Source organism: Enterococcus viikkiensis (assembly GCF_005405345.1).
GTDB lineage: Bacteria > Bacillota > Bacilli > Lactobacillales > Enterococcaceae > Enterococcus_A > Enterococcus_A viikkiensis.
In genome coordinates this window covers 1-23,525 of sequence record NZ_BJDW01000006.1, presented here as the reverse complement: position 1 = coordinate 23,525, position 23,525 = coordinate 1, and the positions used below count along the sequence as shown (strand labels likewise).

At 38.6% G+C, this 23,525-nt stretch carries 22 protein-coding genes and 2 pseudogenes; 21 read left to right on the top strand and 3 right to left on the bottom strand.

Annotated elements, in window-relative coordinates; all coding sequences use genetic code 11:
* Positions 1-43: 43 nt before the first annotated feature.
* The 15 genes and pseudogenes from FFM67_RS04555 to FFM67_RS04485 form a co-directional block, all read left to right on the top strand.
* Positions 44-1,309 (top strand): TIGR00341 family protein, encoded by a 1,266-nt coding sequence (locus tag FFM67_RS04555; protein WP_170177987.1) that lies wholly within the window; start codon positions 44-46, stop codon positions 1,307-1,309.
* 141 nt (positions 1,310-1,450) lie between these two features.
* Entirely contained in the window at positions 1,451-1,798 is a 348-nt protein-coding gene (rplS, locus tag FFM67_RS04550) for a 50S ribosomal protein L19 (protein ID WP_137613414.1), read from the top strand.
* A 370-nt stretch (positions 1,799-2,168) separates the two neighbouring features.
* Entirely contained in the window at positions 2,169-2,831 is a 663-nt protein-coding gene (locus tag FFM67_RS04545; protein ID WP_061724797.1) for a hypothetical protein, read from the top strand.
* An 81-nt stretch (positions 2,832-2,912) separates the two neighbouring features.
* Complete coding sequence (gene fss3 / locus FFM67_RS04540; protein ID WP_137613413.1) at positions 2,913-6,140, top strand: fibrinogen-binding MSCRAMM adhesin Fss3; 3,228 nt, start codon at positions 2,913-2,915, stop codon at positions 6,138-6,140.
* A 113-nt stretch (positions 6,141-6,253) separates the two neighbouring features.
* Entirely contained in the window at positions 6,254-6,568 is a 315-nt protein-coding gene (locus FFM67_RS04535; protein ID WP_010708789.1) for a YdcP family protein, read from the top strand.
* Between the two features lie 12 nt (positions 6,569-6,580).
* Positions 6,581-6,955 carry a YdcP family protein gene (locus FFM67_RS04530; protein ID WP_104866909.1) on the top strand — a complete coding sequence of 125 codons (375 nt, stop codon included), beginning with the start codon at positions 6,581-6,583 and terminating at the stop codon, positions 6,953-6,955.
* Positions 6,956-7,309 carry a type II toxin-antitoxin system RelB/DinJ family antitoxin gene (locus FFM67_RS04525; protein ID WP_097529477.1) on the top strand — a complete coding sequence of 118 codons (354 nt, stop codon included), beginning with the start codon at positions 6,956-6,958 and terminating at the stop codon, positions 7,307-7,309.
* 68 nt (positions 7,310-7,377) lie between these two features.
* The gene (locus FFM67_RS04520) at positions 7,378-8,745 is read left to right on the top strand and encodes an FtsK/SpoIIIE domain-containing protein (protein ID WP_104866910.1); all 1,368 of its coding nucleotides are present in this window, start codon (positions 7,378-7,380) and stop codon (positions 8,743-8,745) included.
* Between the two features lie 45 nt (positions 8,746-8,790).
* On the top strand, positions 8,791-9,933 hold the full coding sequence (locus FFM67_RS04515; protein WP_069017683.1) for a DNA cytosine methyltransferase: 1,143 nt from the start codon (positions 8,791-8,793) through the stop codon (positions 9,931-9,933).
* Complete coding sequence (locus tag FFM67_RS04510) at positions 9,923-10,213, top strand: hypothetical protein (RefSeq protein ID WP_061724789.1); 291 nt, start codon at positions 9,923-9,925, stop codon at positions 10,211-10,213. The genes FFM67_RS04515 and FFM67_RS04510 overlap by 11 nt, the downstream gene beginning before the upstream one ends.
* Before the next feature lie 256 nt (positions 10,214-10,469).
* Positions 10,470-11,654 (top strand): MobT family relaxase, encoded by a 1,185-nt coding sequence (mobT, locus tag FFM67_RS04505; RefSeq protein ID WP_104866911.1) that lies wholly within the window; start codon positions 10,470-10,472, stop codon positions 11,652-11,654.
* Complete coding sequence (locus FFM67_RS04500) at positions 11,651-11,788, top strand: DUF3789 domain-containing protein (RefSeq protein ID WP_086269450.1); 138 nt, start codon at positions 11,651-11,653, stop codon at positions 11,786-11,788. The genes mobT and FFM67_RS04500 overlap by 4 nt, the downstream gene beginning before the upstream one ends.
* Before the next feature lie 4 nt (positions 11,789-11,792).
* Complete coding sequence (locus FFM67_RS04495) at positions 11,793-12,014, top strand: hypothetical protein (RefSeq protein ID WP_061724786.1); 222 nt, start codon at positions 11,793-11,795, stop codon at positions 12,012-12,014.
* Positions 12,015-12,026: 12 nt separating this feature from the next.
* The gene (locus FFM67_RS04490; RefSeq protein ID WP_069017679.1) at positions 12,027-12,530 is read left to right on the top strand and encodes an antirestriction protein ArdA; all 504 of its coding nucleotides are present in this window, start codon (positions 12,027-12,029) and stop codon (positions 12,528-12,530) included.
* Between the two features lie 64 nt (positions 12,531-12,594).
* Positions 12,595-12,933: pseudogene (locus FFM67_RS04485) on the top strand (abortive infection family protein); the annotation flags it as partial.
* 61 nt (positions 12,934-12,994) lie between these two features.
* Here the strand turns inward: FFM67_RS04485 and istB are convergent.
* Positions 12,995-13,756: an IS21-like element helper ATPase IstB gene (gene istB, locus FFM67_RS04480; protein WP_003129321.1), complete on the bottom strand. Its 762-nt coding sequence runs from the start codon at positions 13,754-13,756 to the stop codon at positions 12,995-12,997.
* Positions 13,757-13,766: 10 nt separating this feature from the next.
* Positions 13,767-14,993 carry an IS21 family transposase gene (gene istA, locus FFM67_RS04475; protein WP_005237732.1) on the bottom strand — a complete coding sequence of 409 codons (1,227 nt, stop codon included), beginning with the start codon at positions 14,991-14,993 and terminating at the stop codon, positions 13,767-13,769.
* Between the two features lie 104 nt (positions 14,994-15,097).
* Here istA and FFM67_RS04470 point away from each other — a divergent pair.
* Positions 15,098-15,598, top strand: a pseudogene (locus FFM67_RS04470) (abortive infection family protein); the annotation flags it as partial.
* A 6-nt stretch (positions 15,599-15,604) separates the two neighbouring features.
* Here FFM67_RS04470 and FFM67_RS04465 read toward each other — a convergent pair.
* Positions 15,605-16,333, bottom strand: a complete 729-nt coding sequence (locus tag FFM67_RS04465; protein ID WP_061724782.1) for a hypothetical protein — start codon at positions 16,331-16,333, stop codon at positions 15,605-15,607.
* Positions 16,334-16,396: 63 nt separating this feature from the next.
* Between FFM67_RS04465 and FFM67_RS04460 the strand changes: the two genes are divergently transcribed.
* The 5 genes from FFM67_RS04460 to FFM67_RS04440 are packed head-to-tail and all read left to right on the top strand — an operon-like array spanning position 16,397 to position 23,279.
* A complete protein-coding gene (locus FFM67_RS04460; RefSeq protein WP_061724781.1) occupies positions 16,397-16,786 on the top strand; it encodes a conjugal transfer protein in 390 nt (129 codons plus the stop codon).
* Positions 16,773-19,220: a conjugal transfer ATPase TcpF gene (tcpF, locus tag FFM67_RS04455; RefSeq protein WP_061724780.1), complete on the top strand. Its 2,448-nt coding sequence runs from the start codon at positions 16,773-16,775 to the stop codon at positions 19,218-19,220. The genes FFM67_RS04460 and tcpF overlap by 14 nt, the downstream gene beginning before the upstream one ends.
* 4 nt (positions 19,221-19,224) lie before the next feature.
* Positions 19,225-21,348 (top strand): FUSC family protein, encoded by a 2,124-nt coding sequence (locus tag FFM67_RS04450; RefSeq protein ID WP_104866912.1) that lies wholly within the window; start codon positions 19,225-19,227, stop codon positions 21,346-21,348.
* Complete coding sequence (locus tag FFM67_RS04445; RefSeq protein ID WP_137613412.1) at positions 21,345-22,349, top strand: bifunctional lytic transglycosylase/C40 family peptidase; 1,005 nt, start codon at positions 21,345-21,347, stop codon at positions 22,347-22,349. The genes FFM67_RS04450 and FFM67_RS04445 overlap by 4 nt, the downstream gene beginning before the upstream one ends.
* An 18-nt stretch (positions 22,350-22,367) precedes the next feature.
* Positions 22,368-23,279: a conjugal transfer protein gene (locus FFM67_RS04440; RefSeq protein WP_104866913.1), complete on the top strand. Its 912-nt coding sequence runs from the start codon at positions 22,368-22,370 to the stop codon at positions 23,277-23,279.
* The last annotated feature ends 246 nt before the right edge of the window (positions 23,280-23,525 follow it).

The window sequence follows — 23,525 nt, the reverse complement described above, 5'->3', positions numbered from 1 at the left end:
AGTTTTTTTGCTACAATTAAAAGAAAGCGAGGAAGTGAGAATCGTGGATGATCCATCAATACTAACAAATCAAGAACTTTACGATAAAATTTATGACGGAATCACACCAAAGAAGGAGAATGTCCTGATTTTGGTGTGCGCGATTGTGATTGCTTCGATCGGGTTAAATATGAATTCACAGCCAGTAGTAATCGGTGCGATGTTGATTTCGCCGATCATGGCCTCGGTCCAAGGTCTAGGGATGGGGCTTGCGACTTTTGATTCCCGGTTGACGATTAAAGCGTTGAAATTATTATTATTGGAAGCTGGGTTTGCTATTATTGCGGCAGCAATTTATTTTTTTCTTTCCCCGATTACCTATGCCAGTTCGGAAATTTTAGCTCGCACCCAGCCGACGATTTGGGATGCAATCATTGCTATTTTTGGTGGGATTGCGGGTATGATTGGCGCTCGGAAAAAAGAGATGAATAACATCGTTCCGGGGGTCGCAATTGCAACGGCTTTGATGCCACCACTGTGTGTGGTAGGTTATGGGATCTACGAAAGAAATCTAGATTACTTTTTAGGTGCCAGTTACTTGTTTCTCGTCAATGTTTCTTGTATTATTTTGACATCCTTTATCGTACTGCAAATTTTTCGGATTTCCACCCGTAAAGTGGTGAAAAAAGGTGAGGAAAAAAAGAGAAACTATGCTATGATCCTCATTGCTGTTTTAGTATTACTGCCGAGTATTTTTTCAGCGGGTTCCTTAGTAAAAAAACAAGTAGACGAACAACAAGTCAAAAAATACGTAGCCAACGAGTTCTCTGATTATTATGTTTTAAATCAAGACATAGACGCAGAGAACCATCAGCTATCCATTGATATCATCGGATCGGAACTGACGAAATCAAAGATTACACAGTTGCAAAAAAAGTTAGCAGATTATCGGCTGAAGAATTATCAATTAAGCGTCCGCCAAGTCGCAGACAGTGAAGCGCTGAGTTTAAAGGATTTAGATCGTTATTTAGAAAATCAACAAGAAAATACTCCGGAAGCTAAAACACAGCGCTTAACAAACGCCGCAAGCGATCATTCGTTGTATCAGGAAATGGAACAAATCAAAGAAAAACTGTTCACTGATTTTCCTAACCGAATTACGAGCATCTCCTTAAAAGAGCAAGAAACTAAGAAAGGAGAGCAAGCCGGTGTGATTGAAATCATCACTCAGAAAAATCTTTCAGAGACAGAACAAAATAAAATCAAACGACAGGCCGAGAGTTATATCAAGCAGCAAGAGAAAGAAATTTCTATTAAGCTAGAAGATTAAACTTACATGACAAGAAATTTATCTTTACAGATGCTTTTTATTTGTGGTAGAATGTTTTGGTGAGTGCAACGCTCATCAATTATACAATATTCCGCTGGGGCACTAGTCCTAAGAATGTTTGGAATAAGGAGAATGATAAATATGAATCCATTGATTCAAGAACTAACTAAAGAACAATTACGTACTGACATCCCAGCATTCCGTCCTGGGGACACTGTTCGTGTTCACGCGAAAGTTGTCGAAGGAACTCGCGAACGTATTCAGTTATTCGAAGGCGTAGTAATCAAACGTCGCGGAGCTGGCATTAGCGAAACGTATACTGTACGTAAAATCTCTAACGGTGTTGGTGTGGAACGTACTTACCCACTACACACGCCACGTGTTGCAAAAATCGAAGTAGTTCGTTATGGTAAAGTGCGTCGTGCAAAACTTTACTACCTACGTGCATTACACGGAAAAGCAGCTCGTATCAAAGAAATTAGAAGATAAACACGGAAAACTTCCTTGGAAATCTGAAATTTGTGAAAAGTCCTTGTATATCAAGGGCTTTTTCTTTTTTCTCTATCACAGTTTTATGCCATTTTTGGCTGTTTTGGACCATTTTTCACTCATATTCCCCTAAAATGTCCTAGATTGTCCGATATTGACTATCAGTGTCGTCAAAATAGGGCAAAATTTAGTAGTCAGTCTGACTGCAAATTTAATACGAAAAATACCAAAACATTTACCGAATTTAGCAACTTTTGAACCCGAGTTACTAAAAAGGTTGACTTTTTTCAAAAAAGACAAAACATGTACTTTTCTACTAAAAAGTTGATGTGATAGGTTTCTATCTAAATAATTCTTAGGAGTTTTTATCGTGAAGCAAGATGATGGACGAATCGTATGGAAAAATTTGAGTGATCTCAAGCTAATTTTGCTAATCAATCAATTCATCGAAAAACACGGAATAAAATCTAGTCGTCAGTACCAGAAAAAATTATCAGAGAATCCAAATTCTGCACCAAGTATGTGGTTTATTAATCAAAAATATGGATCATGGGAAAATTTATTGGTTAGTGTTGGTCTGGAGAATACAGAATATGGGAAATGGTCAAAAATATCAGAAAAAAAATTATTGGAAATAGTAGAGTCCTTTATTGTGGCTGAGAAAATAACTTCTCAGCGTAAATATGAACAAAAATCAGTGGGAAAAGATGTTCCTTCATTAAGTACATTGAAAAAGAGGCTTGGAGATGTAAAACCTCTATTCAGAAAGAAAATAGAGAAACCTTCACTTACTGATTTTGAACTGATGCTTGAACTAAGAAATGAAATAATCCGACTAAAATTACAGGATGATTTATCAATGACAAAATTTCGGAAACTTGTCCAATCCTCGAAACTTCCGTCAGTTGATACAATTATGAAAAGAACAAATAAAAATTGGGAGGAATTGATGGCAGAAATAGGATTTGATTATCGAAGAATCAAAATCTATAAACAAAGAAATAACTTATCTCAAACAAAGAAAACTAAATAGTAATACGAGAGATTAGACGTTCAAAACTAAAAATTTGAACGTCTTTTTTTATTTCTCAAAAACGAAAGGAGATTTTATTTTATGAAAAAGCTGAGATTTAAAAATTGGCGATTATTTGCGACTTTAGCTCTGTTGGGTCAAACAATTGGCGGAGCGATTGGTCCTACGATTGCCTTTGCTGATGAAATTACTCATCCGCAAACAGTGACTGTGCACTGCGATTTGTCGCACTTATATTCGGTCGAAGGGACGTTCAGTGATGGTCGAACATTATCTGAGGTAACTGTTCCTCACTATGCTATCTATAATGGGGAGAAACAAGATATTTTCTGTATCGAACCGGGAGTGCCAATTTACAATGAGTTCACGCCAGGTTATGAGAAAAATCCATTGCCTGATATGTCGGAGAAAGCCAAATTAGTTTCAGTGTTATGGAAAAACGCCGGTACAGATATTGATACACAAATGGTTGCTCAAAAGATGATCTGGCAGGAGGTCAATGGGTATACGCTTCACTCTATGAAGCATCCAGATGGCAGTGCCGTAAATATCCCAGCTATTGAGGCAAAAATTAATCAAGCCATTGCCGATTATCAGAAGAAACCAAGCTTCCATAATAGCACGGCTAAAACAGTGTTAGGTCAATCAACTACTGTAACGGACACGAATAATTTGAATTTGTCAGAGTTCGATGATGTTGTGGAAAACACCGCAAATATTGATTATCGTGTCAATGGCAATCAATTGGTTATCACACCTAATACCAATTCAAAAGAAAGCGGTGTGTTGACGCTTAAGAAATCTGCTGGAACTGGAACACCGGTAGCTTACAAGATGGCTGGACAACAGACCTTGATGGCCGGGGCAATTGATAAACCGAACACTTACACGATCAAAATTGATGTGGAAACTAAGGGTTCTTTAAAGATTAAAAAAGTCGATAAAGAATCAGGTGATGTTGTACCAGGAACGATTTTCCATTTAGAATTTGGAAAAACTTTGCCTGCAAAAGACGTGACTACTGACAAAGAAGGCATTGCTACCTTAGATGGGATTCCTCACGGAACAAAAGTAACCATTACTGAAAAATCGGTGCCGGCGCCTTATACGATTGATACCACACCTATGACTGCCATGATTAAAGCAGGTGAAACCATTTCTGTGACTTCAAAAAATACGCGAGAAAAAGGTCAAATCATTCTGGATAAAACGGGAGTTGAAACAGGGAATGATCTTTGGAACGACAATTATTCTTTAGCTGGCAATACGTTTGCCATTCGCAAAGACAGTCCAACTGGTGAAATTATTCAAGAAATGACCACGGATGAAAAGGGTCATGCGGAAACACCAAAAGAGATTGCTGACGCGTTGGAATTGGGAACCTATTATGTGACAGAAACCAAAGCAGCTAATGGCTTCGTGAATACTTTCAAACCAGTAAAAGTTGAATTGGAGTATGCCAATCAAACGGTAGCCCTTGTGACCAGTAACGTAAAAGGGCAAAACCAGGAAATTACTGGTGAAACCACTTTGACGAAAGAAGACAAAGATACCGGTAATGAGACTCAAGGGAAAGCGGAGTTTAAAGGAGCTGAATATACTCTCTTTACTGCAAAAGATGGTCAAGCGGTTAAATGGGGTGAGGCTTTTAAACCAGAATTAGTGAAAGGAACGAAGGCTTCTGATGAAACGGTGACTTTGACTTTAGATGAAAAGAATCAAGCTGCCGTTAAACACTTAGCCATCAACGAGTACTACTGGCAAGAAACCAAAGCACCTGAAGGGTATACCTTGGATGAAACGAAGTATCCTGTATCCATCAAAAAGGTGGATGATAGCGAAAAAAATGCTGTGATTACTCGAGATGTTACGGCAAAAGAACAAGTGATTCGTTTTGTCTTTGATTTCTTCAAATTTGCTGGATCAGCTGCGGGCACTGCCGAAACTGGGTTTAATGACTTAACCTTTAAAGTATCGCCATTGGAAGGAACCAATGAAATCACAGGCGCTGAAGATGAAGCGACCACAGCTTATAACGAGCAACTAGGTTTTGATGGCTATGGCAAGTTTGAAAATCTTCCTTATGGGGATTATTTACTTGAAGAAGTAGAAGCCCCAGAAGGATTTCAAAAGATTACACCATTAGAAATTCGTTCTACTTTTAAGGAAAATAAAGAGGATTACACCAAGAGTGAATACATGTTTACCATTACCGAACAAGGTCAAAAACAACCAATTAAAACGGTGACCGTTCCTTACGAGAAGCTGACGAGCAAAGAATTCTCCGTTAGTTTGAATCGTTTAATGCTCTATGATTTGCCTGAGGAAGAAGATAGTCTAACTTCTCTTGCGACCTGGAAAGACGGAGACAAAGAATTGACTACTCTTGATTCTACCGAGCTAGTTGATAAGTTGAGCTATAACTTGCATGAAATTAAAGAAGACTGGTATATCGTAGCGCAAGCCATTGATGTGGAGGCGACAAAAGCTGCTCAAGAAAAAGATGAAAAAGCCAAACCAGTCGTGATTGCCGAAACGACGGCCACCTTGGCGAACAAAGAGAAAACAGGAACTTGGGAAATTCTGCATAAATTAACCGCCGAACAAGTTTTGGATAAAACCATCGTCTTATTCAACTATGTGTATGAAAACAAGGAAGCCTTTGAAGCAGGTGACGAGCCAGTAGCGAAGGATGCTAGCTTGAATAATCAAGCCCAAACTGTCAATTGTGCAGTGGAACGTCATGTTTCCATCCAAACCAAAGCCCACTTAGAAGACGATTCTCAGACCTTTACTCATGGTGACGTGGTGGATATGTTTGATGATGTATCGATTACTCATGATGTACTAGATGGCTCAAAAGAAGCTTTCGAAACAATTCTGTACGCCTTATTACCGGATGGTACGAACAAAGAGATTTGGAAATCTGGCAAAATTGATTACGAAGTGAATGACAAAGAATTTACCAAAACCGTACTTGCAGAAAAAGTGGACACAAGTAAATATCCAGAAGGCACAAGTTTTACCTTTAAAGAAATTAACTACGACAAAGATGGAAACGTGAATGGAAAACACAATGAGGATCTAAAAGAAAAATCTCAAACCTTAACACCAAAAGAAGTGCCAACTACACCAAGTACGCCAGAACAACCGGAAACACCAACTATTCCAAGTGACTCTCAAGAATCTAGCCCTACAGTGAAGAAATTCCCACAAACTGGGGAGAAAAATTCCAGTGTGTTACTGTTCATTGGTTTTACTTTAATCTTTGCGACGGCTGGCTATTATTTATGGAATCGCCGGAACTAAGGTGATGAGGTGAAACAAGTAAATAAGAAGAACCGACGTGCGCGACCGCCTCCTAAAAAAAGTGGTCGCGCTATTTTTGTATCCAAAACTAACAATGAAAAGAGGAAAAGAATATGGAATTGAAATTTGTTGTGCCAGATATGACCGAAACCTTTGGAAAGATCAGTTATGCCGGAGAAGGCGAAGTTTTAACAGAAGGATATGGTCGGAATACTACAGTAATTGGTCGTAGTTACCATTTGTATTCCAGTAAACAGCGAGCCGATGATATTGAGGTGGTGGTAGCTGCGGAAGCCGGTGAAAAGGATTTTGATCAAGACCAACCGCTAAAAGCCGTGAATCCCCACTTGGTTGCCAAAGGGTATGAGATTGAGAATCGTGGGTTTACTGATTACGTGTTGTATGTCGATGATTTAGTGAAAGCATAGGAGGAAAAGAAGATGAGATTAACAGAAGGTATTGTCGTAGATTCAGGATTAACGTTTGGGAAGTTGCGCTTTTCCGCATTACGTCGAGAAGTACGGAAACAAAATGAGGATGGAACGGTTAGTAATGAGGTAAAAGAACGGACCTATAATTTGAAATCCTCTGCGCAAGGTCGAATGATCCAAGTTAGTATCCCAGCAAATGTACCCTTACGCGAGTTTGCTTATGATGCAGAGGTAGAGTTGGTCAATCCTATCGTGGATACAGTCGCCAATTATGTTTTTCGAGAAGGGACCACTGTTAATTGGTTTATCAAGGCAGATGATTTAGTCTTGAAACGACAACCGAATCAAGGAAATCCTACGAACCAAAATGATGGAAAGAAATAGGTGAAAAGAATGGAAATTAATGTGGAACATATTTTAGACTGTCTCGATCAATATGGCAAAGGTGAGTTAACTGAGGAACAACTCACTAAAGCATTAACCTATGATGAAAAAATGTTTCTGATTATGCATCAAGGGTTACTGGGAGTAGGTAACGATGCCGAAGAAGACTTTGATGTACTGAATTGGTTAGAGGAAGAAGAGTCGTTCTTTATGGTTGTCGAAGTAAATGAAAACTTATGTCGGCAGGCGGAATCTGTCTTGGAAGAAATCGGTGTGGAGATGCCGGATGCCATTGAAGGTTTTTTAACACAAGTGATAGAAACGAAACAACTTCCCGTGTCAGTAAATGACTAGCATAACTTTTTGAAATTGCCTGATAAATTCTATTGGGCAATTTTTGATTGGAGGTGGAAACCATCAAAATGTACAACGGGCATCGCATACGTGCAGGAGATCAGCACTTGGTTTATCACTTTGTTCTTGGCTGGATCATTGCTTTGTTCATTGGTTGGATGAGCGTCTTTTATTTTCATGAGCTTAGACAAGTTGAGATTTCTAAGCTATCACTTTCCACTAGTAAAATCGTTTGGTCTATAAAAGATTTAGTATGTCTGCTTGGGAGTTTTGTTTTGTCAGGAAGTATGATGTTGCTTTATATTCATTTTTTTCCTGATCATTGGCGAAGTTTATGGCATCGACAAAAGCTAGCCCGGATGATTCTAGAAAACCATTGGTATGAAGTAAAACAGACGCAAAGTGAAGGTTTTTTCAAAGATTTGAATAGTAGTAAAACTAGAGAGACTATCAGTTACTTCCCCAAAATTTATTATCGAATGAAAGATGGCTTACTTTCCATTCGCGTTCAAATTTCACTGGGAAAATATCAAGATCAGCTTTTAAAGTTGGAAAAGAAGTTAGAAAGCGGACTGTATTGTGAGTTAGTAGAAAAAGAGCTTAAAGACTCCTATGTGGAATACACCTTGTTTTACGATATGATTGCCAATCGAATTGGGATAGATGAAGTAGTAGCAAAAAACGGAGCTCTGCAATTGATGAAAAATCTAGTATGGGCCTATGATTCCTTGCCTCATATGTTAATTGCAGGCGGTACAGGTGGTGGAAAGACTTACTTTTTGCTCACCATTATCCAAGCTCTCTTGAAGTCAGATGCCGAGCTTTATGTTCTTGATCCCAAAAATGCAGACCTTGCCGATTTAGGTACGGTGATACCTCACGTATACTTCCAAAAAGAAGAAATTTCTGCATGTGTGGAAGATTTTTATGAACGCATGATGGACCGTAGCAAGGCAATGAAAGAAATGCCCAACTACAAAACAGGAGAAAATTATGCGTATCTCGGACTTCCGCCCAACTTTTTAATCTTTGATGAATACGTGGCTTATATGGAGATGTTAACGACGAAAGAAAGTGCGGTGATTTTGAATAGACTCAAACAAATTGTGATGTTAGGCCGTCAGTCTGGTTTCTTCCTGATTTTGGCTTGTCAAAGACCAGATGCGAAATATTTAGGAGATGGGATTCGCGATCAGTTTAATTTTCGTGTGGCTTTGGGCCGTATGAGTGAACTCGGGTATTCCATGATGTTTGGTGAGGTTGATAAAAATTTCTTTATGAAACGTATCAAAGGACGAGGTTATGTAGATACAGGAGGGAGTGTGATTAGCGAATTTTATACGCCACTTGTACCAAAAGGGTATGATTTCTTAAAGGAAATTAGCAACATTGCTGGATTAACCGTTCATATGGAAAGAGAAAATAATAGTATGTAGCCTGGGGATATCAATAATCCTCGGCTTTTTTTATTGAGGTGATTTATGACATTTTTAGATTTATTCGCTGGGATTGGTGGCTTTCGCTTAGGTATGGAACAAGCGGGTCACCAGTGTATCGGCTTTTGTGAAATTGATAAATTTGCTCGGAGGAGTTATAAGGCAATCCATGATACAAGGAAGGAGGTGGAAATGCATGACATCACAAGTGTATCAGACGAGTTTGTTCAATCCCTCGGATCAGTGGATATCCTTTGCGGCGGATTTCCGTGCCAAGCTTTTTCAATTGCGGGAAAGCGGCAAGGATTTTCCGATACTCGAGGTACTTTATTCTTTGAAATCGCTCGGTTCGCCACTCTTCTCCAACCTAAGCTTTTATTCCTTGAGAACGTCCGGGGATTGCTCAATCACGAAGGAGGGGCTACGTTCGAGACGATCCTCCGAACGTTGGATGGATTGGGGTATGATGTGGAATGGCAAGTGCTTAACTCAAAGGCCTACGTTCCCCAAAGCCGTGAGCGGGTCTTCCTTATCGGACATTCTCGAGACGCACGTACCGAACAAGTATTTCCTATCATTGGATCGTCTCCAACATCTGATCAAAACATCCGAAACTTGTTAAATATCAATCCTTCCAATCGAGGAATGGGTGGCCAAGTCTATGGTTCAGATGGGGTTGCCCCAACCTTAACCGGTGATGAAGGAATCAAAATCGCATTGCCGGTAAAGGATGGGATTTCTGTAGCGGGTATGTTACCGGGAAATTTTGAACAAGGCAATCGAGTTTATGAGGTAACTGGCACTGCCCCCACTTTGTCAACGAAACAAGGGGGAACGAAAATTATGATTCGAAAAAATGAAACAGAATATCAAGAGGTGAAGCCAGGGGACAGTGTGAACTTGGCTTTTCCTAATTCCACAAGTCGTCGAGGCCGTCTGGGAAAACAAAGTGTGCATACTTTACTAACAGGTGACCAACAAGCAGTTGTCACGGATCAGTATCAGATTCGGAAGCTAACACCTAGAGAGTGCTGGCGACTTCAAGGCTTTCCCAATTGGGCTTTTGACCGAGCTTCTCAAGTTAATTCAGATAGTCAGTTGTATAAGCAGGCAGGAAACTCAGTAACAGTTCCGGTCATTTTTGATGTTGCCAGAAGATTAAAGGAGGTAAAAATAGATGATTTATGATGAGTTGATTGGAGAAATCTACTGGGTGATTGGCAAGATTCAGTCAGATCTGGAATTGGAAGAAGAACTGTACCGGCTCAATTTTGATATTCGAAAAAATGGGGTGAAGGTCCCTGGTGATTCATATGTAATGGATGAGGAAACCGATACTCGAATTGAACTAAATCAAGTAATCACGGAACTTGAACGGATTGCGGACCTTGCGAAAGAACCGGATATCCGTCAATACTTGTTCGAGATAAAAGCAGAACTAGAAATTGAGGGGATTACCTCGGAGTAACAGGTAAATAAACCAACTGATAGGCGCTGACCGCGGGGGATTTGCGAAGCAGAAATCCTCCGTGGTGCTGTGCCTGTTCATGGACGGCGGCAGCCGGCCATGATGTCTCACCCCCCGTATCTAACAGGGGGGTACAAAAACACAAAAAATAAGCAAGCAATCATTAAGAATGCTTGTTGTATCAAGGATAGTAAGTAATTTGTATAGGTGTTAACTCATTTGAAAAAGTTAACACCTTGAATTTGGAGGCGAGAACTTGGCACAACGGAATTTAGATTACCGGTTATTAAAAGACCGACGCAACGAATATGGTGTTTCGCAAAATAAATTGGCTACGGCTTGCGGGCTTAGTCGTCCCTATTTAAATCAGATAGAAAACGGTGGCGTAACACCATCCGCAAAGACCATGAGAAAAATTTTTGACCAACTGGAAAGTTTCAATCCCGATTTGCCTTTGACGTTACTGTTTGACTATGTAAGGATTCGTTTCCCCACAACGGATGTACGGAAAATTATTCAAGAAATTCTCCATTTAAAATTTGAGTATATGCTCCATGAAGATTACGCCTTTTACTCCTATCAAGAACAATACGTCATGGGAGATATAGTGGTGATGTTGTCTCATGAAGAAGATAAAGGTGTTCTTTTAGAATTAAAGGGTCGTGGTTGTCGGCAATTTGAAACTTTTTTACTCGCCCAAAAGCGTAGTTGGTACGACTTTTTCGAGAATTGTCTAAAAGCTGGTGGCGTAATGAAACGCTTGGACTTGGCAATCAATGATCGAGTGGGGCTATTGGATATACCTGAGTTAACGAAAAAATGTCAGAAGGAAGAATGTATCTCCTTGTTCCGTACCTTTAAAAGTTACCGTTCCGGGGAACTGTTGAAAGCTGATGAAAAGGATGGCATGGGAAATACTTTATATATCGGTAGCCTCAAAAGTGAGGTTTATTTCTGCCTGTACGAAAAAGATTATGAACAATATATCAAGTTAGGGATTCCATTAGACCAGACTGAGACGAAAAATCGTTTTGAGATTCGACTGAAAAATGACCGTGCTTATCATGCGATTCAAGATTTGTTAAAAGGTCGTAGCATTGAGAGCACCACGTTTTCCATTATCAATCGTTACTTGCGATTTGCGGATAAGGTGGAAGGAAAACGGCGAACCAACTGGCCCTTGAATGAACAATGGGGGCGCTTTATTGGACGGAATCGGAAGGAAATTCAATTAACTTCTGAACCGAAACCTTATGCTATCGAACGAACCTTGAATTGGCTTGGACGCCAAGTCGCCCCTACGTGGAAAATGGCTAAGGAGTTGGATCGATTGAATCAAACAGCGTATATCCAGGATATGGTACAGAATGCGCGGTTATCAGACCGGCATAAAAAGATTTTGGAGCAACAAAGTATGGCAATTGAAGACTTGATTATATGAAAAGAGGAATTTTGATGGGAATTGTAAAAGATATGTTATTGGTATTTGGTGGCAGTCTACTTGGTGTTACTGTGATGTGCTTGATGAACGCAAGTGCAGCAGCGGATCGAGCAATGGAAAAGAAAGGAAAGTGACAAGATGAATTTCGGACAAAATTTATATCAATGGTTTTTAACCAATGCTCAATCTTTAGTCTTACTAGCGATTGTGGTCATTGGTTTGTTTTTAGGATTTAAACGTGAGTTTTCCAAACTGATTGGCTTCTTGGTGATTGCCTTGATTGCGGTAGGTCTGGTCTTTAATGCTTCTGGTGTGAAGGATGTCTTGCTTAATTTGTTTAACCGAATTATCGGTGCGTAAGGGGGATTCACGATGGAACAGATGCGTGTTTATATTGCGAACCTTGGAAAATACAATGAAGGTGAATTGGTGGGGGCGTGGTTTACCCCACCTATCGATTTTGATGAAGTGAAAGAACGGATTGGATTAATTGACGAATATGAAGAATATGCGATTCATGATTATGAACTGCCTTTTGAGATTGATGAGTATACACCAATTGAGGAAATTAATCGGTTATGTGGTTTAGCAGAGGAATTAGAAGGAACGCCGATTGGCGAGGTTGCTTTAGAGATTCAGCACGCTTTTTTCAATTCTTTTGAGGAGATGGTGGAGCATGTGGATGATATTATTTGTTATCCCGATTGTAATGATATGAGTGATGTAGCGTATTACTTGATTGTGGAAGCTGGTGATTTTGGAGAAGTACCGGAACATTTGAAGACGTATATTGATTTTGATGCGTGTGGTCGAGATTTGGAGATTGGAGGCAATTATTTGGTTACGAGTCGTGGGGTCTTTGAGCTATGTGAGTGAGAGTATATTGAATACTGCCCTTAAAGATACTACAATAGAAAATATCGAGTAGTATTTCAAAGGAGTGGAAGTGGTGAATATTGATGAGGCTAAACAGCTTGCAAATTATTTTTCAGACGGCTCTCCTGGATATATATTGGAGTTCAGTAACCTCGAATGGGATCTATATACTAAGAAAATAGTTGGATTTGGAATTCAAGAAAGATTTGGTGGCTCTAAAGGAAATTCCTTCAAAGAATTTCTTGTCTCAGAGGATATTAGTGATCACATAAAGTTCAAATTAATATATTCATTAAACGAAACTATGAAGCAAATCACCGCCATCCGCCAATTTGAAAATCCAAGCGATTATAAACCGCCTAAAATGAATCCAATTGTAACCCTATTGATTGAAGAGGCATATCTGTCAAGGGCCATAATAAAATGTTGGTTTTGGGCCATTGAAATTGTAGGTAGTTTTCTCTTTATCGTTTCGTTTCTTTTCCTTTCGTTTCACTATAACTTTTCATTCGATAGGAAGGTCCTGTAATTTGAATAATTTTAGAATGATGGACCAATCGGTCCAATAAAGCATTAGTCAATTTCTTATTACCAAAAATTTCGGACCATTGAGACAGAGGAATATTCGTTGTAATAATCGTTGATTTTCTTTCGTATCGCATATTAATTAGTTGAAACAGTAAGTTAGATCCTTCTTTTGAGAAGGGGAGATACCCGACTTCATCAATAATTAATACAGAATAGCTCGCATATTTTTTGAGCATGGTATCACTTGTCCCACGTTTATGTGCCCGGATAAGTCGATTAACCAGTTCTGTACTAGTGATAAATAAACAGCTCTGCCCTCTATCAATACACTCTAAACCAATTGAAACGGCTAAATGGGTTTTTCCAACACCGCTATTTCCAATGAATAAAAGGTTGTCATACGTGTCTAAAAAGCGTAATGTCACTAAATCTTGAATTTCACTTTTTTTGATTTTGGGTTGAAAATCAAAGTTAAAATCATGAAGGCGTTTATGATAGGGAAACATTGCCCGTTTTAAAATTTTTCTTTGGGTCTCCTTTCTACGATAGCTAATTTCTTGATGTGTTAATTCAAATAAAGAATCAACTAGAGATTGTTCATTTTTAGCTACTTCATCTAAATGGGCAGGTAAAATTTCTTTGATACAGGTAAGATTTAAATCTGATAATTGATTTAATAACTGATGGTAATTTGACATATGAGCCTCCTTATAATTCATCGTAAGCATCTAAATTTTCTTCTACAAAGCGCTCCAACTCTTCGTCTTCTAAGTATTTGAAGACATCAGATCGAAGAATCTCAAGAGAGTCATCACGTTGATAATTTAAGGTTTTTTTGCTTAATGGGTGCGAGCGAATACATTGATGGCCATACCAAATGAATAGACTGTCCTTACGGACATCTAAAGTTACCTCTTTACCAATATATTTCACGGGAACAGAATACTTTGAGTTTTGATATTGGACCATGGATTCAATGGAAACTTTTCTAATTACGTGTTGGGTTCTAGAAACATATCTGACTAATTCTAAACGATTGAAAGGACGCAACACCGATTGTTCATCTATAAGAAGCTTAGAGGGATGATTATTCACTGCTTGAGAACGTTCATTATTTAAGTCATTCATAAACTCATAGACGATTCGTTTTAGCTCCTGCTCATTTTCAAACTCGTAGTTAAAGACCATTAAGCGGTTAACAGTACGAGCTAAAGCTTCAACTTTGCCTTTGGTTTGTGGACGAAAAGGGCGACAAGCAATCGGATTGAATCCAGCATCTTTAGCAAATTGACGAAATTTTTCGTTAAAAACGGTTTGACTAAATTGGCTTTTACTTCTATCAACAACTGTTTTCATATTGTCAAACCAAATTTCTTGAGGAACACCATTCCCGCAGTACTCAAACGCATTGACCAAACAATTGAAGACATTCGCTTGGGTTCGATCAAAGGTTACCTCTAAGTATTTCATGCGAGAATAGCCTAGAATATATAGAAAAAGATTGAAGTAAAAGACTTCACCATGTTTACTCACCATCTTAATATTTTCTTTCCAATCGACTTGAGCAGAAAGACCTGGCGTCGTTTCAATTCGAATGGTTGCTTTTTTTACACGCTTTTCTCGATAGTTCCGACAATATCGTTTGACGGTGGTATAGCCACCTTGATATCCTTTTTTCTTAATAAAATAATAAATTGAAGAAGCGGAACAGCTTAACTCCATTTTATCTTTAATAATTTCTTCAAAACCGCTTAATAAAAGAGGAGCAGAAGATTGTCTCTTTTTGATCTGTTCTACTTCCCCTTTAGTTCCAGCTTCATAGTAACGCTTGACTGTTCGGTAATCACAATTATATTGCTTGGCCATGGCTGCATAGTTAGGTTGAATATCGTTCATAATGTGTCGTAAGACTCCTTCTAAGACATCTTTTCGCATGAGTCACTCTCCTTGAATGGTTTCATGAAAAAGAATATCAGATTTTAAATCTAACCTACATTTTCGATGGCCCTTTTCCTACATTTTATCGTGGCCCTTTACAATATCAGAAGAAGGATAGCGTAAGATTAATTAATGGAACTAAATTTTCAAAGGAAGTCAGTTTAGAGTATATTCAACAACTTCCAACTCGTATAAGTAAGGACATCCAAAATGAAGATTTCGATTCTGTTTTGACAAAATCAAATACTATGATTGATGAAGTCTTGAAATATATCATCGAAAACACAAAGGGAAAAAAGATTGATAATAATATTGTAAGATCTAAAGATTTAAGAAATGAAGTCTTTGAGAGGCTAAATATAAAAATTGACAAAGATATGGATAAGAGAATAAAAGCTTTAGTTGGGGCTCTAAATACATTGTCAGATAAAATTCTTGAGATGAGAAATAGTCAAGGAGATGCCCATGCTCAGGGCTCTAAGAGGATTGCAATTAATGAAGAGGAAGCTATCCTTACTGCGAATTCAGCGATGATTCTATGTGAGTATCTATTTCGAAAGTATAAAAAGAGAAAAAGGTGTAGTGATGAAAAAGAGAGTTGATAAAAATCAACTCTCTTTTTCTATCTTTTCAATTTTTGCGAATAACTTCATAAGAATGCTAGTTTGTTCAATAACAAATTCTACTTCTAGATCAGTAAATGTCTGACTATGCTTAACATTTTCATTTTGATAGCTTATAAGTCCTTTGATAATTGAACGGACCAAATTGATTATTTCTTTTGGAAGGCCTTTTTTTCTCAATAAGGGTAGAAGTTCCCCATCGATAGGCTGGTTTTCTAAAGACTTTGAGTTTTTTAAAATATCCTGCATAAAAAACTCAAAGGCCAGCCTGATACTATCTAAAGTGTAACGGTTATAGATGCTGTTGTCGTATGACTGTATGGCCTTTTCAAACTCTTCTTTTGCTCTTGAGGAAGCAGCCAACCAAGTGTTAGTTTCATTGATGATATTTCTATCTATTTTATCACTAGAATAAACTGAACCATAATTTTTTAGTAACAGTTTTAAAACCTTAGCAACGTCTTTATTTGCTGGATTTTGAGTAAGCACTCTTTCACAAAGATCTTTTATAATTTTAAATTGCTGTTCTTCTGTGAAAGCTTGTAAATTATTTTGAATCGCGGTAGCCTTAGAAGTAAAGTTCGGAAAGGGAGTTGAGACAAAGGGAACAGAAGCGTTAAATTCTGCTCCATATTCAGCAAATAAAGTTGCAATCTCAGTTCCCGAGTAAGCTTCGTTAAGTGTTCCACTTGCCATTGTTACTAAGTTTTGCATATGTACCTCCTTAAAAAATTAAGCATGATGTTTATATTATATTAGAAAGTGAGCCAATTGAATATGAAAAAAATAAAAAGCTATACCAGTATTTGGGCAGTTGAAAAGGTCATTTATGCGATTAATGACTTTCAACTGCCTTTTCCTGTGACTTTTAACCAGATGGCTTGGTTTGTTTTATCCTTGCTGTTTGTCATCGTATTTGCCCATATGCCTCCGCTGTCTATGATAGAGGGGACATTTTTAAAATACTTAGGTATACCGGTGGCGGTTACTTGGTTCATGTCGCAAAAAACGTTTGACGGTAAGAAACCATTGGGATTTTTACGATCCTTTATTAGTTATCACTTGCGATTTAAGGTCACTTTTGCAGGAAAGAAAGTCAAAGAACAGAAGAAACGATGGGATGAACCCATTACTCTTGTAAGGAGTGTGAACTATGTACCCGATTAAGTATATTGAAAATAATCTTGTCTTTAATCAAGAGGGAGAATGTTTTGCCTACTATGAGTTAATACCTTACAATTACTCCTTTTTGTCACCTGAACAGAAGTATCAAGTACATGATAACTTTCGCCAATTGATTGCACAAAATCGTGAAGGCAAGATTCACGCCTTACAAATTGCCACGGAAAGTAGTATTCGTGCCACACAAGAGCGATCGAAAAAGGAAATTACCGGTAGACTCAAAGAAGTCGCGAAACAACGAATTGATTTACAGACAGATGCATTAGTATCCATGATTGGCGATAGTCAGATTGATTATCGCTTTTTTATTGGCTTCAAACTGATTGCCACAGATGAAGAAGTAAATCTAAAGAGTCTCAAGAAATCTTTCTTTTCTGGGCTTCAAGAATTTGTCTATGGAGTGAATCATCATCTAATGGGTGATTTTGTTTCCTTATCTAATGAAGAAATTCGCCGATATACCAAGCTTGAAAAACTAATGGAAAATAAATTGACTCGAAGATTTAAAGTCAGACGAGTCACTCCCAGTGATCTGACGTATTTGATTGAACATATCTATGGTGAAAAAGGTACACCGTTTGAAGAATATGAATTTCAGCTACCAAAGAAAAAGCTAAAATCCGAAACGCTGGTGAAACGTTATGACCTTCTACGTCCCAGTCGTTGCTTGATTGAAGAAAAGCCTCGTTACTTACGGATAGAACACGAAAATCATGAATCGTATGTAGCGTATCTGACAATCAATACGATTGTAGGGGAAATGGAGTTTCCTTCCTCAGAACTTTTCTATTACCAGCAACAACAATTTACATTCCCAATCGACACAAGTATGAATGTAGAGATTGTGACGAACAAGAAGGCATTAGCCACCGTTCGCAATAAGAAAAAGGAACTAAAAGATTTAGACAATCACGCCTATCAATCCGACAATGAAACAAATTCTAATGTTTTAGATGCGTTGGATTCTGTGGACGAATTGGAAACCACCTTGGATCAGTCGAAAGAATCCATGTACAAACTGAGTTATGTGGTTCGAGTAAGTGCCGAATCAGTAGATGAACTAAAACGCCGCTGTGATGAAGTGCTTGACTTTTATGATGATACCAATGTAAAACTAGTCCGGCCCTTTGGCGATATGATAGGGCTACATGAAGAATTCTTACCTTCAAGCAAACGCTACATGAACGACTATATTCAGTATGTTACCTCTGATTTTCTCGCCGGACTTGGTTTTGGGGCTACTCAGATGCTAGGAGAATTAGAAGGCATTTACTTTGGCTACAACGTGGACACGGGGCGAAATGTTTACCTGAAACCGGCCTTGGCTTCACAAGGGGTAAAAGGTTCAGTTACCAATGCGCTAGCCGCCGCTTTCCTTGGTTCACTCGGTGGCGGAAAGTCCTTTAGTAACAATCTCTTAGTTTATTACGCCGTCCTTTTTGGTGGACAAGCTGTGATTGTCGATCCAAAAGGGGAACGGGGTGGCTGGAAAGAAACCTTGCCAGAAATTGCGGATGAAATCAATATTCTCAACTTAACTAGTAAGCCAAAAAATCAAGGCTTACTTGATCCCTATGTCATCATGAAGAAAAAGAAAGACTCAGAAAGTTTAGCAATTGATATTCTGACCTTTTTAACAGGAATTTCTAGTCGAGATGGGGAGAAGTTTCCAGTGTTGCGTAAGGCCATTCGGACGGTTACCCAAAGCAATCAACGGGGATTATTACAAGTAATTAATGAGCTTCGAAAAGAAGGCTCACCAGTTGCGGAAAATATCGCGGATCACATCGAGTCCTTTACCGATTATGATTTTGCCCATTTGCTTTTCTCAGATGGTTCGATTACCCAGTCGATTAGTTTAGATAGGCAGTTAAATATCATTCAAGTAGCGGATTTGGTTTTACCAGATGCAGAAACCACTTTTGAAGAATATACCACCATGGAATTGCTTAGTGTTTCTATGCTAATCGTCATTTCCACTTTTGCCTTGGACTTTATCCATAGTAATCGAGAAATTTTCAAGATTGTGGACCTGGATGAGGCGTGGAGTTTTCTTCAAGTAGCGCAAGGAAAAACGTTATCGAATAAATTAGTGCGTGCTGGTCGGGCCATGAATGCCGGTGTTTACTTTGTCACACAAAACAGTGATGACTTACTGGATGAACGCTTGAAAAATAATATCGGGTTGAAATTTGCGTTTCGAAGTACCGATATTCATGAAATCAAGAAAACTTTGGAATTCTTTGGCTTAGATCAAGAAGATGAAAGCAATCAAAAACGTCTACGAGATTTGGAAAACGGTCAATGCTTGATGCAAGATTTGTATGGTCGAGTAGGTGTGGTCCAAGTTCATCCAGTCTTTGAAGAACTCTTCCATGCCTTTGATACCCGTCCGCCGGCTCAAGAGAGGATGGGGTGAGGGTATGAAAAAGAAACTTTTTCGGATTGTGGGGATAATCGCAATCAGTCTCTGTACCATGCTACTTCTTCTCAGTCTGATTGGAACGGTGGCCGAGGCAACGGGTCTGGTTGATGATACAGTTGAATCCGGAAATCTTTATTCCCAATATTCACTTGGTAACTATCAACTAGATTTCTTTGTGGATAGCTCTTGGGATTGGCTACCTTGGAATTGGGGGGATGGCCTAGGGAAGAGCGTAATGTATGGTCTTTATGCCATTACCAATTTTATTTGGTCCGTAAGTTTGTATTTATCGAATGCTACAGGTTATGTAGTTCAAGAAGCATATAAGCTGGACTTCATTTCGGATACGGCTGAAAGTATTGGAAAAAATATCCAAACCCTAGCCGGTATTACCGAAAATGGACTACAGACATCGGGATTTTACTTTGGGTTTCTATTATTAATGATTTTAGCTCTAGGAGTTTATGTGGCGTATACCGGATTATTAAAACGAGAAACCACTAAAGCAGTTCGGGCAGTGATTAATTTTGTGATGATCTTTCTGCTTTCAGGTTCCTTCATTGCGTATGCGCCTACCTATATTACAAAAATCAATGACTTTAGTTCAGATGTCAGTGAGGCGGCACTTAGCCTCGGCACGGAGATTGTTGTTCCTAATTCTGAAAGCCAAGGAAAAGATAGTGTGGATTTGATTCGGGATAGCTTGTTTTCCATTCAAGTCCAACAACCTTGGTTACTCTTGCAGTTTGATGATTCAAATATAGAAGAAATTGGGGAAGAGCGGGTCAACAACATACTATCTGTCAGTCCGGATGAAAATAAAGGGAAGGATCGAGAAGAAGCGGTTAAAGCTGAGATTGAAGACAATGACAATGCGAATCTAAGTATTACCAAGACCATGAACCGCTTAGGGACCGTGGTCTTTTTGGTATTGTTCAATATTGGGATTTCCTTCTTTGTCTTTCTTCTGACTGGGATTATATTGTTCTCGCAAATTCTCTTCATTATTTTTGCGATGTTTCTGCCAATTAGTTTCTTATTGTCTATGTTGCCGACTTATGAGAGTTTGGGCAAGAAGGCGATTATTCGTTTGTTTAATACAATTATGATGCGAGCGGGAGTTACTTTGGTAATCACGACTGCATTTAGTATCTCTACCATGTTTTTCAATATTTCCGCCACCTATCCCTTTTTTATGGTAGCTTTTCTGCAAATTGTGACCTTTGCCGGTATCTATTTCAAATTGGGTGACATTATGAGCATGTTCAATCTCCAAAGTAATGATAGCCAGTCAATGGGTAGACGCGTCATGCGAAGACCGCAAATGTTGATGAACCGTAAATTGCGACAACTCAATCGAAATGTGGGGCGAACTTTAGCTTTTGGTGGTGGTGCAACAGTTGGAAATAAGCTGGCAAAGGAACAATCAAAATCCAAATTTAAGCCATCCGATTCTTCTCTACGAAAGAACTCACGATTACCTAACGATCAAGAGGTACCGCCTGTCTCGAATAAGGAAAAGCCAATTTCAAATAATAAGAACCAGTCTCGAATGAATTTAGCCGGGAGAAAAGTCGGCAAAGTTCTGGATACCCAAGCTTTAGTGAAAGATAAGACTAAACAAGTAAAGGATCAAGTACGGAATACGCCGACCAACTTGAAATATAACCTCCATAAAGGAATCGAAAAGACGAAAAAAGCACCAGAAGAATTCAAGCGTGGACTTGTCCAAGAAAAAGCAAATCGAGCGGAGTTGCGAGAAAAACAACGACAACGAAGAAATGCGAAAATGGACGAAAAACGCAAGATACTGAGTGAAGCTACAAATCGTCAGGGAAAAAAAAGGGCGAATATTCCAATAGATAAAGCAGCTCAACCTCAGAAAGATATGACGCAGAAAAAAGAAGCATCAAAGCGGATTATGAGAGCAAATCTGAATCCTGAAATCAAACGAAAACTAGCTGGTCAAGAAATCATTTCAAAAGGAATAAACCAATCCTCAGGAAAGAAAAATTCTTTTCAACAAGTGAAACAGAGGTCTACTCTTCCAAAGCGGACCAATCAAAAAATACAAAAAAGAATGAACCCTCGTTCAAAACCAAGGTCAGGTGAGAAAAAATGAACTTGAAAAAATTGGGTGTCATTTCATTAACCTTCCTGACCATCTCATTTATGGGAATTTTGATGTGTGTGGGTTTGTTGTTTGGTGAAGACAGCGAAGGAAGTGGCAGTTCAGGTGCTTCTCCTGGGGGAACTAGTGTCTCAGAAGAAGTTTTGAAACACCGTGCAATGGTAGAAAAGTATGCCAAAGAATCGGATATAGCAGAGTATGTCCCGATTCTTTTGGCGATTATTCAAGTGGAATCTGGTGGCACAATGGAAGACGTTATGCAAAGTTCGGAGTCAGCCGGCTTACCACCGAATTCGTTAAATACCGAGGCATCCATCAAACAAGGATGCCTCTATTTTGCGTCTTTGGTTAAGCGTTCCAAAGAACTAGGTTGTGATCAAGATAGCATTATTCAGGCCTATAACTATGGTGGCGGGTATTTGGATTATGTCTCGGAAAACGGAAAGAAGCACAGTTTTGCTTTAGCAGAATCTTTTTCAAAGGAAAAATCAGGTGGTCAAAAAGTCGATTATCCTAATCCCATCGCAATCAAGGAGAATGGTGGGTGGCGGTATAACTATGGCAATATGTTTTATTGCTTATTGGTGAAACAATATCTGACCACCACACAGTTTGATGATAAAACAGTCCAAGGAATTTTTGACGAGGCGTTTAAGTATGAAGGAACGGCCTATGTATTTGGTGGCTCAAGTCCCGAAACGGGTTTTGATTGTAGTGGCTTGACCCAATGGTGTTATGCCAAAGTTGGTTTGAAACTTCCTCGGGTGGCTCAGGATCAATATGATGCCATGACTCATATTGATTTAAAAGATGCCAAACCAGGTGATTTGATTTTCTTTCATTCAACCTATGATGCCGGTACTTATGTGACTCATGTGGGGATTTATGCAGGAGAGAATCGCATGTTTCATGCAGGAAATCCAGTGGGCTGGACAGATCTAACAGAAAGCTATTGGCAGCAGCATCTTATCGGAGCTGGCCGCTACAAATAAGAGAAAAGAGGAATGAACATGAAGATAAAAATTGAACGAAACCAAAAGGAAAAGATCCCAAAAAAGAAGAAAGAACGAGTCATTTCAGTGGGCAAGCATCGAAAAATGGTGCTTGCCCTTTGGCTTTTATTGTCTTGTAGTCTTGCTTTTGGCATCTACAAAAATTTCACCGCCATTGATCAGCATACGACTCATGAAAAAGTGGTAGTGAAAGAGAAGGTGGTGAATACTTCTGGGGTTGAAAGTTTTACGGAGGATTTTGCGAAAGAATACTTTTCGTGGAAGAATAACAAGGAAGTAGTTGAAAAGAGAATGAATACTCTTGGACAGTACCTTACAGAAGAAGGTCTCGCTTTGAGTCAAGATATGGTTCGAGCGGATATTCCCACTAGTTCTGAAGTTAAATCTGTAAAAATTCTAGATGTTGAAAAGAATTCAGTAGAATTTGTTGTTTCGTTTTTAGTGGATCAAAAGATTACAGAAGGGAAAAAGACACAATCAATTTCCTCTGCATATCGAGTGACAATTTTTGAAGATGAAAAAGGGAATCATATTGTAACTAGTTTGCCGACAATGGTTGCAAAACCTGATAAGGCAAAATATGAGGCAAAACAAGTAGAAAGTGATTCGGAAATTGATGCCAAAACCACAGAAGAGATCACTGAATTTTTAGAGACATTTTTCAAGCTTTATCCAACAGCATCGGAAAAAGAACTTGAGTATTATGTTGAAAATAATGTGATTCAACCGATTAATACAAATCTTCAATTTGTAGAAATAACTAATCCTATTTATTTTGAAACAAAGGATTCGGTTCGAGTAAAAGTCATAGTGAAATATCTCGATGATGTTGAAAAGGTGACTCATGATTTTCAATATAACTTATTGTTATCTAAAGGAGAAAACTGGAAGATTACCAATTGCGAATAACGTTCTAAGATGAGTTCAAAAAGTATATAGGTAACCAATTATTGTAAACTTGTACAATATGTCGTAGTTGAGGCATAATAAAGAAGTAGTTGTATTAACAATTTCGATAAAGTCCTTGAAATATGAAACAACAGTTTTTTTAAAATTTTATCAACAGTAGAATTTTATCTCGCCGATTGTAAAATTAAGCTAGACAACTAAAAAAGCCATTTGTGCTACACTCAAAATAGTTCTGACCAAAGAATT

Coding starts and splice junctions, on each gene's coding strand:
- rplS (WP_137613414.1), top strand. CDS start 1,451: ATGAATCCATTGATTCAAGAACTAACTAAAGAACAATTACGTACTGAC.
- fss3 (WP_137613413.1), top strand. CDS start 2,913: ATGAAAAAGCTGAGATTTAAAAATTGGCGATTATTTGCGACTTTAGCT.
- FFM67_RS04535 (WP_010708789.1), top strand. CDS start 6,254: ATGGAATTGAAATTTGTTGTGCCAGATATGACCGAAACCTTTGGAAAG.
- FFM67_RS04530 (WP_104866909.1), top strand. CDS start 6,581: ATGAGATTAACAGAAGGTATTGTCGTAGATTCAGGATTAACGTTTGGG.
- FFM67_RS04520 (WP_104866910.1), top strand. CDS start 7,378: ATGTACAACGGGCATCGCATACGTGCAGGAGATCAGCACTTGGTTTAT.
- FFM67_RS04515 (WP_069017683.1), top strand. CDS start 8,791: ATGACATTTTTAGATTTATTCGCTGGGATTGGTGGCTTTCGCTTAGGT.
- FFM67_RS04510 (WP_061724789.1), top strand. CDS start 9,923: ATGATTTATGATGAGTTGATTGGAGAAATCTACTGGGTGATTGGCAAG.
- FFM67_RS04500 (WP_086269450.1), top strand. CDS start 11,651: ATGAAAAGAGGAATTTTGATGGGAATTGTAAAAGATATGTTATTGGTA.
- FFM67_RS04495 (WP_061724786.1), top strand. CDS start 11,793: ATGAATTTCGGACAAAATTTATATCAATGGTTTTTAACCAATGCTCAA.
- FFM67_RS04490 (WP_069017679.1), top strand. CDS start 12,027: ATGGAACAGATGCGTGTTTATATTGCGAACCTTGGAAAATACAATGAA.
- istB (WP_003129321.1), bottom strand. CDS start 13,756: ATGTCAAATTACCATCAGTTATTAAATCAATTATCAGATTTAAATCTT.
- istA (WP_005237732.1), bottom strand. CDS start 14,993: ATGCGAAAAGATGTCTTAGAAGGAGTCTTACGACACATTATGAACGAT.
- FFM67_RS04465 (WP_061724782.1), bottom strand. CDS start 16,333: ATGCAAAACTTAGTAACAATGGCAAGTGGAACACTTAACGAAGCTTAC.
- FFM67_RS04460 (WP_061724781.1), top strand. CDS start 16,397: ATGAAAAAAATAAAAAGCTATACCAGTATTTGGGCAGTTGAAAAGGTC.
- tcpF (WP_061724780.1), top strand. CDS start 16,773: ATGTACCCGATTAAGTATATTGAAAATAATCTTGTCTTTAATCAAGAG.
- FFM67_RS04450 (WP_104866912.1), top strand. CDS start 19,225: ATGAAAAAGAAACTTTTTCGGATTGTGGGGATAATCGCAATCAGTCTC.
- FFM67_RS04445 (WP_137613412.1), top strand. CDS start 21,345: ATGAACTTGAAAAAATTGGGTGTCATTTCATTAACCTTCCTGACCATC.
- FFM67_RS04440 (WP_104866913.1), top strand. CDS start 22,368: ATGAAGATAAAAATTGAACGAAACCAAAAGGAAAAGATCCCAAAAAAG.